Consider the following 14177-nt stretch of genomic DNA (forward strand, 5'->3'; position numbering starts at 1 on the left):
CGGGGTCGCGCCCAACTCATGAAGCAGGGTATGCATGGCTGACACGCCATGTGCTCATGGCCAGAGTGGGAGCGTGACCGAGGAGGCGCTCGACCCCGCCATCGCTCGCGCGCTCGCAGCCGTGCTGCGATCGCTGCGGGCGGAGTCGGGGTTGTCTCAGGAGGACGTCGCGCACGCTGCGGGCATCACCCGCAACCACTACCAGCTGCTCGAGTCCGGCTTGTCGGACCGCGCAAAGGGATCGCCGGCCAATCCTCGGCTGTCGACGCTGCTCGACCTCAGTCGCGTCTTCGGCACGCCGTTGACCCAGCTGGTCGACGCGGTCGTCACCGATCAGTCGCTCACCCATCGGCAAGGCACGTGACCGTGCACTGTCCGAGGGCCTGACCGTGCCCACCAAGAGACGCCCCGTCGCGTGGGCTGACGACATGGAGAGAGAGGCTCACAGACGTGCCGAATCGAGGAGATCCCCAGCTGCGCGAGGAGCGTGCACGAGAGTTCGGTGAGCGAGTCCGCGCCCTGCGCAAGTCGGCCGGCCTGACTCAGGAGCAGCTCGCGGACGTGACCGGCCTCAGCCGCAACCAGGTCCAGAACATCGAGCTTTCACGCAACAACGCACGCGACGAGTCGGGCAAGCTGTCGCCCGGTGTCGGCAATCCGAGGTTCGACACGATCTGGGCGCTGGCTGAGGCGCTCGGGGTCCAGGCGGAGGACCTCGTCCGACGCGACGAGAAGGCGACCTAGCCACCAGGCGCTCAGCATTGAGCCCCGTACGAGACGCCTCGTACGGGGCTCAATGCTCAGCGCGCGTCGCCGCGAAGGCGCAACGAGCCGAGGAGCACGACGACCGAGGCGACGGCCATCGCGACCGCAGCCGGCACTGCGTGGAGCAGCCCCGCGGCGGCGACGGGGATCGCGACCGCGTTGTACGCAAGGGCGAGGGAGGTGCCGGTCTTGGCGTTCACGTCGATCGCACGCGCGAGCCGGAGGGAGGCGACCGCTCCCGCGACGTCGCCGTCCGCGACGCTGACGGCCGCACCGCCGTCCGGTGCCGCGATGCTCAGCTCGGCCGAGTCGAGGCTTGCGGCATCCTCGGGTGACGTCGCGAGGAGAGCGACGCGGCGCCCGTCGGCCCGGAGGTCGTCGACGAGCTGTCGCCCCCCTGTCGCGCCGGTCTCCGCGACGATGTGGGTGATGCCGATCTCCTCGGCGAGGTGGTCGGCGGCGGCCTGGTCACGGGTGGTGACGAGGATCGGCTCGAGCCCGAGCGTACGGAGCGCGTCGACGGCCTTCTTGGCGGTCGGTCGCGGGGTGTCGATGACGGTGATCGTGCCGAGCGGGCGACCGTCGACCTCGACGGCGACGGTGACGCCGACGTGGTCGGGGGCTTCGATGCCGATCCAGGTCGGGCTCCCGACACGAACCGGGTGGCGGTCAACTGAGCCACTGACGCCGAGGTCGGGATGCTGCTGGACACCGGTCACCCGGCCGCGTACGGAGAGCCGGGCGATCGCGCGGCCGACCGGGTCCTCGCAGGAGTGCTCGAGGGCGCCGGCGAACCACCGGAGGTTGCGGTCGTGGTCGGGTGACAGCGGATCGACCGACGCGACGTGCATGCCGTCGGCGACGGTCTCCAGCCCTCGCAGGATGAGCGTGTCGACGTCGCGAGCGGCGTCGAGCGCGGACGGGTCGCGATAGGTGACGCCGAGGTCTGCGCCGCGACGCGTGCCGGCGACGACGGCCGCGGGGGCAGCGAGCCCGAGTGCGCCGGGGCAGGCGACGACGAGCACGGCAACGGCTGCGGAGACTGCCGACCACGACGCTCCGTTGAAGCCGAGCCACATCGCGAGAGTCACGCCCGCGACGGCGAGGACACCTGGCACGATCCACGCAGGTACACGACGGACGGCGGCGAGCGGACCGGCCGCAGCGATGACTCGCTGGCGGACGGTGAGAACGATCGACAGGACCGCGGGCACGATCAGGCTGGTGGACGGGTGGCCGACGGCCACGGCGTACAGGGCCCAGAGGTAGGCAGCGAGAACCCCGATCGACGCGAGCACGTCGAGCGAGAGGTCGCGCTGGCGGAGCGCGCGGAAGGCGTCGCGGTGGGTGGGCCAGGTGAGCGCGACGATGAGCGTTGAGAGCGCCAGGCATACCCATGACCACGACTCGAACCGCATCGTCGGGATCGCCGACAGAGTGGCGACGGGAACCGTCAGGACCGTTGCGACGGCCAGGCTCGCACGTGCACCAGCGGCTGTGGGCATGCGCTCATCATGCCGAGCGGTGTGTGGATCCCTGTCGCTCAGGGGCTTCGTGGAGATGCTGGTCATCGCGCATCCTCAGTGAGGAAGCGTTCGAAGTCGCTCTGGTCACCCGCCACCCACAGAGGCACGCTCGCCTTGAGCAGCATCGTGAGCTGGACAACGAACTCCGAGTCGTGGAGTTTTTCGCCGAACAGCTCGTTGATGCGTTTCCACCGATAACGCACGGTCTGAGGATGGACGCCCAGGCGAGCCGCGATCGCGGGCGCGCTGTCACGGGACTCGAGCCAGGCGAGCAGCGTCTCGGAGAGGATCTCGCGCGAGTTCTGGGTTTCGGCGAGCAGCGGCCGCAAGAGCTCTTGAGTGAGGCGGCGGCGTAGTGCGGGCTCGGCGTGAAGCCAGATCTGCGTCCGATGCTTCTCGCACTCGAGGACTGCCTGATTGGGGATGACGTCCTGGTCCGCGAGCTCGAGCGTACGAATGGTCCACCGGCGAGCGTCAGGGACCTCGTCGATCGAGACCGGCCAACTCATGGCGATGCGGACACCTGGTGCGTTGCCACGTAGATACTCGATGATCCCGGGCGTCGCATCGCTCGCGCACACGAAGAGAGCAGGGGTCACATCGATCCGCCCGAGAATAGAGGTCTCGACCTCGGCGAGGTCGGGGACGGTCACCTCTCCACGAGCATCGGCGCTGAAGACCACGAAACGCGCAGGGAGGGGCCAGGCAGCGTTCGTGGACAGGGTCTCGATCTCGTCGGCAGGCGCGCGCTTGAGGATGCTCGCGAGCAGTCGCGCACGGACGACGTTGACGTCGCGTTCGCGGGCCTGTAGCGCAGCTTCGTAGCCGATGCCGACCTGCTCCGTGAGGTGATCGATGTAGGTGAAGAGGATGTCGCCGAGCCGGCCGAGTAGGTCAGCGGAGAGCCCCTGTCCGGAAGCGAGGGCACGGAGTTCGTCCCATGCTTCGCGGGTGCCGAGTTTGAGAGCCGAACGGAGTGACGAGAGGTCGTGGCCGGCAGCTGCTTCGCCGTAGCCCATCTGGCGGAAGAGGTCGTCGACTCTGTTCGAGCCGGCTGACTTGCCGGTCGCGAGGTCGACGAACTGCTTGATCGCGCCGTTGACGGCCATCGAGATGAGTTTGTGGCGACGTCCGATGGCCGGACCGGCGTAGGCAGGGACGTGTTCCTGGATCCGGTCAGTGATCCGCGCGACGAGCGCGGGCAGGTGTGGCTTGAAGGTGTTGACGAGCGTCGCGGGCACGTCCGGGGGACCGAGCTCGCCGTGCATCTCGATCATGGGCTGCTGGTCGCTGTCTGCGTCTGAGGATTCACTGCGGTTTCCCCGCCCCTCCTGCGGTGTGCCGTGCATCACATGTCCTATCAGACGAACGGCCCCTTGGGTACCCGCAGGGCACCGAAGGAGGGAGGGTTTCCGGTGCCCCGCGGGGACTGCTCCTACTCAACAGGTCCCGCGCGAGGCTGGAAAGCCAATCGGACTGTTCGGGGGTGAACCTGGATGGAATTCCCGGTTTCCGAATTCACGGCCTGTGGGATACGAGTGAGGGGCGGCAGGGAGCATCGATGCTCCCTGCCGCCCCTCAGCGTGATGTGGTGCGATGAGACGTGGTCAGCGCTTCCTGACCTTGACCTTGATGGTCTTGGTGGCCTTGTTGACGGTGCTGCTCCCGAGGTAGCGGATGCTCAGCTTCGCCTTGCCGGCCTTCGGGAGCGCCTTGAGCTTGATCGTCGCCTTGCCGCCACGGAGGGTGGCCGTCCCGAGTTTGCGCTTGCCGAGGTAGACCGCGACCTTGCCGGTCGGTGTGACGCCAGTTGCCCTGACGGTCACGCGTACCTTGGCCTTGGTCTTCTTCGCGACGATCTTCTTGGTCGCCACCGATGCGCCCACCTTCGCGCTCGCCTTCGCGACGACCAGGCGGGCCGAGGTGCTGGAGGGCTTCGTGCTGGCATTACCGGCGTACCGCACTGACAGGGTGTGCGTTCCGGGCTTCAGTGCAGTCCGCGACAGCACGACAACGGCGCGACCCTTGACGGCGTTGGCCGACCCAAGCCGTGTGGCGCCCTTGTAGACGTCGACTCGGCCCGCGGCGTTCGTCGGTGCCACAGCGACGGTCACCCGCGGTGCGGCCCCGTACCGAACGGCAGCGGCGGTCGCGCGCAGTGTGGAGTTGACCTGAGCCGACGCGACGGCCGCCGTCGAGGCCGACGTGGCGGTTGCCGACTCGGAGCCCTTGGTGGCGGTCTGGGAGACCGAGATGGACTTGCCGATGTGAGCATCGGTCAGCTTGAGGGTGCTGCTCGTCGCTCCGGTGATTGGCTGGCCGTTCGCCTGCCACTGCGTCGTCACGTTCTCGGGTTCCATAGAGAACTCGGCGTCGGCCGCGGTGAGTGTCTGGCCTGACCTCGCAGTGCCTGCGATCGTCGGCTTGCTGATGGCGCCGAATGTCGCGACTAGTGCGAGGTTGTGTCTGGTCCCCGCGACGATCGTGGAGACAGGTGCTCCGTCGAGCGAGGCAGGCAGAGTGTTGAGGAGCGAAAGGTCGGGGTTTACCGGGTTGCCCCCCCACGAGAACGCCTTGCCGGAGGCCGTACGGGCGACGATGGTCGTCTCGACGTCGACATCTGTCACGACCTCGGATGCGAGGCCAGCTGGCTGGACATCGGCCGCGCGCTCGCCGAGCACAGTGACCTTGCCGTCGGAGGTGATGAGGGCTGCGGTCCCCTGCCCGGCTCCGATGCCCGTAACCTCGCCCTGCACTTCGTCGGGGATGGTGGGCGGTGTCAACCCCCAGGCGACGACGGTGCCGTCGGCCTTGAGTGCCAGGGCAAACAGGTTCCCGGCGGCGATGTTCACGACGTTGCTCAACCCGGCAGGGGGTGCGAGGAGGGCGGCCGTGGGGCCACCCCAGACGCGAACCGTGCCGTCGGTCTTGAGTGCGAATGCGGAGAGACCGACGTCGACTGCGGAGACCCGGCCGAGGTCGCCGGGAATCACTTCGATCCCGGTGGCGTCGCCCCACGCGACAGCGGTCCCGTCGGACTTGATTGCCACCACATTCTGCTGGCCCGCGGAGACGGCCTTGAGGTTGGCGAGTCCAGCGGGCACCCCGTGGACCATGGCCTTGTCCGGGTCGCCCCACGCCACCACCGACCCGTCGGCGGTGAGGGCCACACTGTAGGAGGCAGCCGCATCGATCGCTGTCACACGCTTCCCGTCCAACGAAGGCGGCAGGGAGTTCTCCAGGCTTTCAGCGCCCCAGACGACCGCCTTGCCTGCGTTGGCCGGGTTGACGGGCACACCCGGCGCGGCGGTCGCCGGCGCACCGAGGCCGACTAGGGCGACAGCGCTGGCGACGGCAACTGTCGCCCCCTGCCGAACGAGAGTTCTCATCGTGGTTTCTCCTTTGTGCTGCTGGCGTCGCGGGGTGACGTGCGCCAGAGATCCGGGGGGCGCCTGCCAGGCGCTTATGGGTGTGTGAGCGTGATCTAGCCACAGCGGTACGACGGGAGGCAATGAAATCGGCAAGGCTGCGCACCCTGGAGGCAAGAATTTGTGATGTAGATGACAAGAATCAGCGCCTTCTCGCCGTTCACGGGAGCTCCTCCTCCCAGCGCCTGACAGCCGAGTGGAGCGCGATCCTGAGCTCCTGGCGGCATGTCGAGGACGCGAGCTTGTCACCGAGCAGTTCGCGAAGGGCGCTCATGTGTGCGCTTGCTGTCTGCGGCGGGATGCCGAGCGTTGCGCCTACGCGGGTAAGGGGCTTCCCGCTTTCGAGCCATTCAAGGAGGAAAATGCCGAGCTGGAGGCGCCGGGCGGGCCGGAGTGCTTGAAGCGCGCCGAGGTGCCGCTCGATCAGCAGGTCCGGGAGTGCCGCGTTCCCTGCGAGCAGAAGCGTGTCGGCATCGAGTTCGCCGAACGGGACCACTGCGCGGCGATCGGTGGCGACCCCCCTGCGAAGCGTGGCAGCGCCGCGACGGGCTAGATCGACTGAGTCGCCCGACTCGGCGAGGGACGTGACCGGGCCGAGCACGACCTGCCCACCAGGGAGCGGGCGCAGCGACGTGATCGTCCACCCTGCGGGAACGAGGCACTCGTGTGGGTCGAGCCCGGCGACGGTCTGGGCGTGGGTGAGAAGCCTGCGAGGCAGCTCTTCACCCGTCGCCACGACGGCGAGATGCGGGCGACTGGCGTCCAGGCCGCAGATCTCGAGCAGAGCGTTCGTGCGGGTACCCGGACGGAAGAGCGCGGCACGGAGACGCTCTCTTCTGTCCTGCGGACGGAGAGTCAGGATGTGGGAGGTGTGCGTGAAGCCCTCGCAGGCCCGGTCGAAGAAGACGCGAACGAACGCGCACACTCGCTCCGTGTCGGACAGAGCATGATGACGCTTGGGCGCGAGGCGGCGGGCGGTCGCCAATGTCTCGAGCGCCGCGCGCTGCGCCGAAGCGAACAGCTCGCGAAGCCCTTCGAGGTCGCCTCCGATCATCGCGTGGCGATGGCCGAGCTCGTGGAGTGCCTCGGCCGCAGCGTGCGGCACCACGAAGACACCCGAGGTCGTGTCACGGTACGCGGCGATACTCGCACCGATCGCTCGGCGGCGGATCGAATCGAGTGGTCCTCCGTCGAGGACTGCGCGCTCTACGGCAGCGCCGACAGTGGCGCGCCCCCGGTAGTGGTGCCACCCGTCGAAAGCGGCTGACGGCGTCTTCTCGGGACGGCATGTGGCCGTCCTTTGGGCGGTGGCAAGCGACATGGCCCTCTCCCTCCACCGACTGTTCAGGGCAAGCGAACAGCCGAGTCGTGGTAGGGGGCGACACTCTGAAGTAGCCATATCCGCGGCCGCGTCGCAACTGATTCCGGCCAGTCTTGGGTGCGGAGCGTCCATTTTTGTGACGCGGGTGACAAGTGAAGATCACGAATTGATCACGGCGCCTCGGGGGTGGCGGGTGAGTCTGAGCGCCACCACAATGCACCACGTCTCGAGGATTTGTGTCATCCCCGGATCGGGATCTTGTCACTCGCGTTACAAGATTTGGGGTTTTCTCAGGCAGGGACACGAATTCGGCTGGACGACCTCACCGGTGTCATTTTGACTGAGCGCGTGATCGAGACCACACCGCTCGGGGGTCCCTGGTCTCCCTTCACAGTCCGTGAGTGCCAGCGCCCGGAAGGGGGCCACATGCGAGCGGCGAGCGTTGCGCCAGACCGTCAGGTACGGCGTCACCCGTGTGAGCGAGGTGTGATCGGTTCGATGACCAACGACCCGTCGGGCTTCTACGACCACGCAATGGATGCCTTGGACCGCGTGCGTGAGCACTATCCGCAGCTCCCTGACCAGATGCGGACGATCCGCTCGTCCGTTCCGGCACTCGTCAGCCGGATAAGCGCGCAGATCCTCGACGGGGTCGGGACCTACGCCGCCACTGGTGAGCGACGTCGCGAGGTCGTCGAGACTGCGGTCCTGGAGGGTGTGGGACTCTTCGTCGACCTCCTCGAGGGCCTCCCTGTGGCCTGCGACCGAGTGGACGAGGTCTTCAGGCGCATGGGCGGCAGTGCAGAGTCCCGCGGCCCCGCCGGGATCGACCTCATTCGCGCCGCGTCGCAGGTTGCGACGACCAGCGCGTGGCACGAGCTGCGGCAGGCCGCTGATGAGCTCGGGCTTCCACCCGAAGCGATCGGGTCGCTGGGCGATGTGCTTTTCGCGTTCCTGCAGCATCTCGTCGACCAGGTCGATGTCGGCTTCAACGCCTCGCGCAACACCCGAGATCCGGAGGTGATTCGTCGACGACTAGCGGAGGCTGTCCTCAGAGGTGCGCCGGCGGATGACGTACGGGCGATAGCGGTAGCGGCCGCCTGGCCGCTGCCGGCCAAGTGCGTGGTCGTCTCGGCGGACCTCGTACGCCCACGTCTCCCGATCGCACCGGCGGATGACCGGCGAGTCCTCTGCCGGGTGACGGAGCGCTACGTCAGCATGATCGTGGACGCATCGCAGAGCGAGGCCGCGGTTGAGGCTCTCGGTGCGCTTCCGATCACCGGGCCGATCGCGATGAGCTGGCCGGTGCCGACCGACGAAGCCCACCACGCTGCGAGGTGGACTCGCCGCGCGATAAGGCTCTCGCGGCAGGGGTTGATCGCCTCAGCTGAGGTGATTGACTGCGCGAACTACCGCAGCGCTCTCTGGCTCCACGCGGATCCGGCACTTGGGCGGGGGATCTGTGACGAGGTGCTTGCCCCTCTCATGAGGGAGAAGCCCTATGTCCGCGCCGGTCTCGCGGAGACGCTTCTCCTTTGGCTCCGATCACGCGCGAGTGCTCCGGCGCTCGCGAATGTGCTCAAAGTCCACGATCAGACGGTTCGGAGGCGGATGAGGCGTCTGAAGGTGGACTTCGCTTCGGCCCTGGCCGATCCCGACCAGCGAATGACATTGCTGATGGTCCTCGAAGCGGTCACGCCGGTGTGGCTGACCGAAGCGGGGCGCGCGAGTCACCTGGGCCACCCCCAGGTCGCTGATGCACTCGCTGCAGCGGATGCAGACGCCGACGCTCTCTACTCTTCTGCTCACGAGAGGGTCTGAGCCGTTGACGACAGCGCCGGGTCGTACGCGAGTAGCCGGCGCCGTGGTCGTCGCGGCTTTGTCGGCCTTGGCGGTCGTTGCACTCAGCAGCAGCGGCGGTGCGGAAGAGGATCGCGACCAGTCGAGATCGAGGTTCGTCGTCTCGGGCGACGGCTTGCTGCCGACCGAGCGCCCCAAGTTGCGCGAACCGCGCGAGCCGCTGTCGCCTGAGGAGAGCGGGTACGCGATCCGCGTCGCTCAGGGCGACGACAGTGTGCCTGCCTCTGCGACGGACGTGCGGGGGGAGAGCATGCCGGAGTTCCTGTATGCCGATGTTCCCACCGATGTCGACTCCTCGGGACGCAAGGCGTTGGTGGTCCTCTACGACTACACGGCCGACACGACGTACCACCAGACCGTCGACCTCCGGGCCGGGAAGGTTGTCGAGAGTCTGAGCGCCGTGTCGCTCCAGCCACCGTTGTCTGCCGGTGAGACGGAGACGGCGATGCGGCAGGCCCTCGAGGCCGAGGGCGAGACACTGCGGTTCACGCGTGAGTTCGAGCGCTCCGAGGGGGTGCCGCTTCTCTCCGAAGAGCAGGTGTCGTACGTCGCCGGGGTGTGGACGTACGACGGGACGACAGATGGCGGTCGGGAGTGCGGTGCCGAGCGGTGCGCACAACTCGGCATCCGTGCGCCGTCGGGTACCTATCTCGACACCACGGACTTCGTCGTCAACCTGTCCGATCGCTCGATAGTCCGGCTCCATTGAGAGGCACCGTGATGCGTAGCCCTTCCCCTGCCCGTGTCGCCGTTGGCGTCGCAACGGCGGTCGCCGGAGGACTGCTGGCCGGCGGCGCGGCCCCGGCCGCGCACTCTGAGGCACCCGGTCTGGGTTGTGGTGACGCGCTCGTCGAGAAGACGCTCGAGAACGGTGCCGCGTGGCGGATGTGTGCACGCATCCACCCGATCAAGGGCCTCGTGCTCGAGAAGGTCGAGTTCAGACCGGCGACCGGTGACTACGAGTACGAGGGCTACAAGCGTGTCATCGATCAGCTCTACCTCGCGCAGCTCAACGTCCCCTATGACACGGGCGCGATCCAGTACAACGACATCACCGAGTACGGGTTCGGCGACGAGCACCTCGTCGAGCAGAGTCCCGAGCTGTGCCCTGGAGAGGCTCGCGACGTCACCCAGTCGTTCATGTTGTTCGGCGAGCTCATCGAGCGAACCATGCCGGGGATCTGCGTCGACGAGGTGGGGACGGGGCTCGCCACCCACTCGCAGGAGAGGCTGTCCGGCGGCGGGCCACGGTTCGTCGAGCACGGCACGGGGCTCGAGGTTTCTTCGGTCTCGAAGATCTCCTGGTATGAGTACCAGCAGAAGGTGACGTTCGACGACCATGGGCAGATCGACGTGGGTCTCGGGGCAACCGGCGACGTCGCGCCAGGAGCGATGTTCTTCCCGACAGCTCCCGAGGAGGGGTGGCCACTCGGTTCGGCGACGGAAGGGGAGCAGCGGTATGGCGCCTCGCACTGGCACAACGCGATCTATCGCGTCGACTTCGGGGTCGACTCCGGCGAGCACCAACGTGTCGAGCGGTGGGACTATGCGCGGCCGCCAGAAGGTCCGTCCTCGTGGACGGTGCACGGGAGGGGGACTGTTGAGGATGCGGCGTTCTCGTCGATCCCCGGCGACGATCACAACGAGCTCACGTGGTGGCGGGTCGTCAATCCGGACTCGCTGAACAAAGACGGCCACGCGAGGTCATACGAACTCGTCAACCGGAACCCAGTCGACCACTTCGCGTCGGTCACGCAGCCGCTCGTGACATTCACCAACAAGCGTGACTGCGAAGAATACGCGTCCGACAACCTCAACCCCGGCTGTCCGAACGACAGCATCCTCGACTACGTCGCCAACGACGACGCGCCGCTGACGGATCCTGTCGCGTGGGTCAACGTCGCCTTCCACCATGTGGATCGCGACGAGGACCAGTCGCCGATGCAGGTCCACTGGCAGCGGTTCCAACTCGTGCCTCGGGACTTCTTCGCGCAGACGCCATCGATCACGCCTGAGCGCAGCTGCGTGAACGGGTTCGACGAAGGTGTAGACACGTCAGCGCGACCGTGTGTCGCAACGAACCAGGTTCGTCCGTCAATCGAGACCGATCGCGCGACCGTCGATACCGGGACGATCATGACCGCCGATCCAGGAACGTGGAACACGGCGCGAACCAGGTGGGACTACTCCTATATGTGGTTCCGGAATGGCGCGCCGATCACGACGGTCGGCGAGGACGGAGTCGCGAGGCCGGCGCTGGGTCCGACCTACGTCGTGACGCCGGCGGATGCCGGGGCGAGGGTCACTGTCAAGGTGACGGCCTCGCAGGTCGGGTTTCCGTCGGGGACTGCCGAATCGGTGGCGGTGCAAGTCGTCGGGCGGCCACGATCAACGCCCACAGTGGGACTGGCGGCGCCTGCGGGTGCGTACGGACGTGCAGGAACGGTCACCGTCACCGTCTCCAACAGCGCCACAGGCACCGTCACCCTCACCTTGAACGGCCGCTCACTCGGCGCCAAGACACTGTCCAGAGGCCGAACGCTCTACTCGATCCCACGAACCACCACCCCCGGCCGATGGACCCTACGCGCCTCCTACCACGGCAACACCACCCTCAACACGGCCACACGCACCACCACCTACACCGTCACCAAAGCCCGCCCCGGCACCGTAAAGACCAAGATCACCAAGAAGCCCTCCAGCCGCAAGAAGGGCAAGGCCACCATCACCATCGCCCGCCCCACCGGCCTGACCGCCCCCAGAGGCAAGGTCACCCTCGTACTCAAAAAGGGCTCCAAGAAACTCAAGACCACCGCCACCGTCCGCAACGGCAAAGCCACCGTCAAACTCCCCAAGACCACACGCGGAACCTGGAAAATCACCACCACCTACACCGGCGACACCCGCTACACCCCCGCTCGCTCCGTCGTGATCCGGCTACGAGCAACGAGTGAGAAGGGCCTGAAACAGCCGACGGTTGAGGGAAGGCACTGAGCCGAGCGCCGGGCCCAGCGTCGGCCAGGTCTTGGGCAGCGGTGACCATCGCGCCGATGACGTTGCAGCGCTTGATCGCGACGTTGAAACGGCGGTGTTAACGAGGGTGGCGCCATTCCCGTCGAGCGTGGCGGGAGCCGCTGGCGCGGTGAGGACTCCCGCTTCGAGGTGCCAGCGGCCGTCGCGGCGACGAGAAGTGCCCGACGGGGACCACCGAGAGCGAGAAGCGTGAGGGTGACATGTGTGCCACCTGGACCGATCGGGGTCTCGATGGCCATGTAACTGGCATCGAGACCCCGGTCGGCTGTAGACGACTGACTATTTGCTTTTGTGCTTGATGGTTTTGGCTTTGGCGGGGGTGTAGCGGGTGTCGCCGGTGTAGGTGGTGGTGATTTTCCAGGTTCCGCGTGTGGTCTTGGGGAGTTTGACGGTGGCTTTGCCGTTGCGGACGGTGGCGGTGGTCTTGAGTTTCTTGGAGCCCTTTTTGAGTACGAGGGTGACCTTGCCTCTGGGGGCGGTCAGGCCGGTGGGGCGGGCGATGGTGATGGTGGCCTTGCCCTTCTTGCGGCTGGAGGGCTTCTTGGTGATCTTGGTCTTTACGGTGCCGGGGCGGGCTTTGGTGACGGTGTAGGTGGTGGTGCGTGTGGCCGTGTTGAGGGTGGTGTTGCCGTGGTAGGAGGCGCGTAGGGTCCATCGGCCGGGGGTGGTGGTTCGTGGGATCGAGTAGAGCGTTCGGCCTCTGGACAGTGTCTTGGCGCCGAGTGAGCGGCCGTTCAAGGTGAGGGTGACGGTGCCTGTGGCGCTGTTGGAGACGGTGACGGTGACCGTTCCTGCACGTCCGTACGCACCCGCAGGCGCCGCCAGTCCCACTGTGGGGGTGGGTTTGGCGACTGGGGAGGTGGGGGTGGAGGTGGCGGTGCGGGTGAGCGCGCCCTTGGTGGCGGTTGAGCGGTAGGTGATGCGCTTGCCAAGGTGTGTGGCGTTCAGTGCGAGGCTGGTGCCGGTGGCGCCCGCGATCGGGGTGCCGTTGGCCAGCCACTGGTTCGTGACGTTGTCGGGGGCGCCGGAGAAGGTGCCCGCGGTGCCGGTCAGAGTCTGACCGGGCCGTGCCACGCCGGTGACGCGAGGCACAACAGCGGTCTTCACATCCGCCACGATCACGGAGTCGTGCGCTCCGCCGGCGGCGATAGCTGTGACCGGCGCGCCGCTCAGCGAGGAAGGCACTTCCATTGCGGGATCCGAGGAGTCGTCCCAGCGGTGAATCCCGCCCTCGGAGTCCAGCGCCATTGCCTCGACGTACTGGGCGCTGATCGCAACTACCGTCTTGCCGGTCAGCGAAGCAGGGATGGGATACGCGTCCTGCGGGCCCCACTGCCGCACTGTGCCGTCCGCGAGTAGGGCGAGACCGCCCAAGCGGCGGCTAGCGATGGCCTTGACGTTGCCAGGGATGGTCAGCTCGGCGGGGAGGTCGAGCTGACCGACGTTGTTGAGTCCCCAGGCGACGACGGTCCCGTCACTCTTGAGCGCGTAGGTATGGCTGTCGCCGGCGGCAACCTTCTTGACACCAGTCAGCCCGGCAGGAACCGCGAGTGCGCCGCCGCTAGCGAGGTTTCCCCACGTGACAACGGTGCCATCGCTCTTGACCGCGGCCGCGTGCTTCGCGCCGATCGTGAGGTCGACGACACCTGACAGCCCGGCGGGCACCTTTGTCGGATCGCCCGTGATCGCTTTATAGCCCCAGCCGACAACAGTGCCGGCTTGTGTCACGACGCCAGCGTTGTCCGCGCTCGCGGCGATGGCTTTCACCTTGACGCCGTTGAGGCTTGCGGGCACCTTCTGCGGCTGAGCGCCCTGGGTGCCGTTGTGGCCCCAGGCCACGACCCGGTTGTCGCCGGTCAGCGCAACCGAGAAGCTGTGCCCATTAGCGATGGCAGTGATGGCTGTGTCCGACAGGGCTGCGGGGACGGTCGTGGCTCCCGATTCGGTCGCGCGTCCCCAGCTGACGATGGATCCGGCTTGAGCGAGCGGTACGGGGGTGACGGCGTTGGCTGGGATGGCGGCGAGTGCGCTGAGGGTCAGGCCGAGGGAGGCGACCGCGGCGGCCAGCACACGTCCGCGGCGGTGGCGGGGTGTTGGCTCTGGCCAACCGCGGGTGTTCTGGGGGTCAACACTCATCGTGGCTCTCCTTCGAGCTCGACCCGTCACGCGTGCACGCACGGCGGCGGGTGTGGTCTGCGTCACGCGCCATTCAAAGCCGCAGGCCACGCCTAGTCCAGCGATTCG

General features: G+C 67.3%; 10 protein-coding genes. 5 read left to right on the forward strand and 5 right to left on the reverse strand.

Annotation, left to right across the window (positions count from 1 at the left end):
- The first annotated feature begins 73 nt into the window (after positions 1-73).
- The gene (locus H4N58_RS05335; RefSeq protein WP_208322815.1) at positions 74-364 is read left to right on the forward strand and encodes a helix-turn-helix transcriptional regulator; all 291 of its coding nucleotides are present in this window, start codon (positions 74-76) and stop codon (positions 362-364) included.
- An 86-nt stretch (positions 365-450) separates the two neighbouring features.
- Positions 451-744, forward strand: coding sequence for a helix-turn-helix domain-containing protein (locus H4N58_RS05340; protein WP_167248766.1), 294 nt, complete (start codon positions 451-453; stop codon positions 742-744).
- A gap of 56 nt (positions 745-800) precedes the next feature.
- On the opposite strand, the gene H4N58_RS05345 is transcribed toward H4N58_RS05340, so the two are convergent.
- The 4 genes from H4N58_RS05345 to H4N58_RS05360 all read right to left on the reverse strand — a co-directional run bounded on the left by H4N58_RS05345 (position 801) and on the right by H4N58_RS05360 (position 7040).
- The gene (locus H4N58_RS05345; protein ID WP_167248764.1) at positions 801-2270 is read right to left on the reverse strand and encodes an HAD family hydrolase; all 1470 of its coding nucleotides are present in this window, start codon (positions 2268-2270) and stop codon (positions 801-803) included.
- A 62-nt stretch (positions 2271-2332) separates the two neighbouring features.
- The gene (locus tag H4N58_RS05350; RefSeq protein ID WP_167002109.1) at positions 2333-3568 is read right to left on the reverse strand and encodes a helix-turn-helix domain-containing protein; all 1236 of its coding nucleotides are present in this window, start codon (positions 3566-3568) and stop codon (positions 2333-2335) included.
- A gap of 330 nt (positions 3569-3898) precedes the next feature.
- The gene (locus H4N58_RS05355; protein WP_167248762.1) at positions 3899-5680 is read right to left on the reverse strand and encodes an Ig-like domain repeat protein; all 1782 of its coding nucleotides are present in this window, start codon (positions 5678-5680) and stop codon (positions 3899-3901) included.
- A 199-nt stretch (positions 5681-5879) separates the two neighbouring features.
- On the reverse strand, positions 5880-7040 hold the full coding sequence (locus H4N58_RS05360; RefSeq protein WP_182397146.1) for a hypothetical protein: 1161 nt from the start codon (positions 7038-7040) through the stop codon (positions 5880-5882).
- A 498-nt stretch (positions 7041-7538) separates the two neighbouring features.
- On the opposite strand from H4N58_RS05360, the gene H4N58_RS05365 reads away from it, so the two are divergent.
- The 3 genes from H4N58_RS05365 to H4N58_RS05375 all read left to right on the forward strand — a co-directional run bounded on the left by H4N58_RS05365 (position 7539) and on the right by H4N58_RS05375 (position 11894).
- Positions 7539-8861 (forward strand): helix-turn-helix domain-containing protein, encoded by a 1323-nt coding sequence (locus tag H4N58_RS05365; protein ID WP_167248758.1) that lies wholly within the window; start codon positions 7539-7541, stop codon positions 8859-8861.
- A gap of 4 nt (positions 8862-8865) precedes the next feature.
- Complete coding sequence (locus tag H4N58_RS05370) at positions 8866-9609, forward strand: hypothetical protein (protein WP_167248756.1); 744 nt, start codon at positions 8866-8868, stop codon at positions 9607-9609.
- Between the two features lie 176 nt (positions 9610-9785).
- The gene (locus H4N58_RS05375; RefSeq protein WP_255490714.1) at positions 9786-11894 is read left to right on the forward strand and encodes an Ig-like domain repeat protein; all 2109 of its coding nucleotides are present in this window, start codon (positions 9786-9788) and stop codon (positions 11892-11894) included.
- Positions 11895-12212: 318 nt separating this feature from the next.
- Here the strand turns inward: H4N58_RS05375 and H4N58_RS05380 are convergent, their stop codons facing one another.
- Complete coding sequence (locus tag H4N58_RS05380; protein WP_182397148.1) at positions 12213-14069, reverse strand: Ig-like domain repeat protein; 1857 nt, start codon at positions 14067-14069, stop codon at positions 12213-12215.
- Positions 14070-14177: the final 108 nt, after the last annotated feature.

The sequence above is a fragment of the Mumia sp. ZJ1417 genome, from assembly GCF_014127285.1.
Lineage (GTDB): Bacteria > Actinomycetota > Actinomycetes > Propionibacteriales > Nocardioidaceae > Mumia.

What these genes read in the sequence shown, in the direction of transcription:
- H4N58_RS05345 (WP_167248764.1), bottom strand. Translation starts at nt 2,270, where the DNA reads ATGCCCACAGCCGCTGGTGCACGTGCGAGCCTGGCCGTCGCAACGGTC.
- H4N58_RS05350 (WP_167002109.1), bottom strand. Translation starts at nt 3,568, where the DNA reads ATGATCGAGATGCACGGCGAGCTCGGTCCCCCGGACGTGCCCGCGACG.
- H4N58_RS05355 (WP_167248762.1), bottom strand. Translation starts at nt 5,680, where the DNA reads ATGAGAACTCTCGTTCGGCAGGGGGCGACAGTTGCCGTCGCCAGCGCT.
- H4N58_RS05360 (WP_182397146.1), bottom strand. Translation starts at nt 7,040, where the DNA reads ATGTCGCTTGCCACCGCCCAAAGGACGGCCACATGCCGTCCCGAGAAG.
- H4N58_RS05365 (WP_167248758.1), top strand. Translation starts at nt 7,539, where the DNA reads ATGACCAACGACCCGTCGGGCTTCTACGACCACGCAATGGATGCCTTG.
- H4N58_RS05375 (WP_255490714.1), top strand. Translation starts at nt 9,786, where the DNA reads ATGTGTGCACGCATCCACCCGATCAAGGGCCTCGTGCTCGAGAAGGTC.
- H4N58_RS05380 (WP_182397148.1), bottom strand. Translation starts at nt 14,069, where the DNA reads ATGAGTGTTGACCCCCAGAACACCCGCGGTTGGCCAGAGCCAACACCC.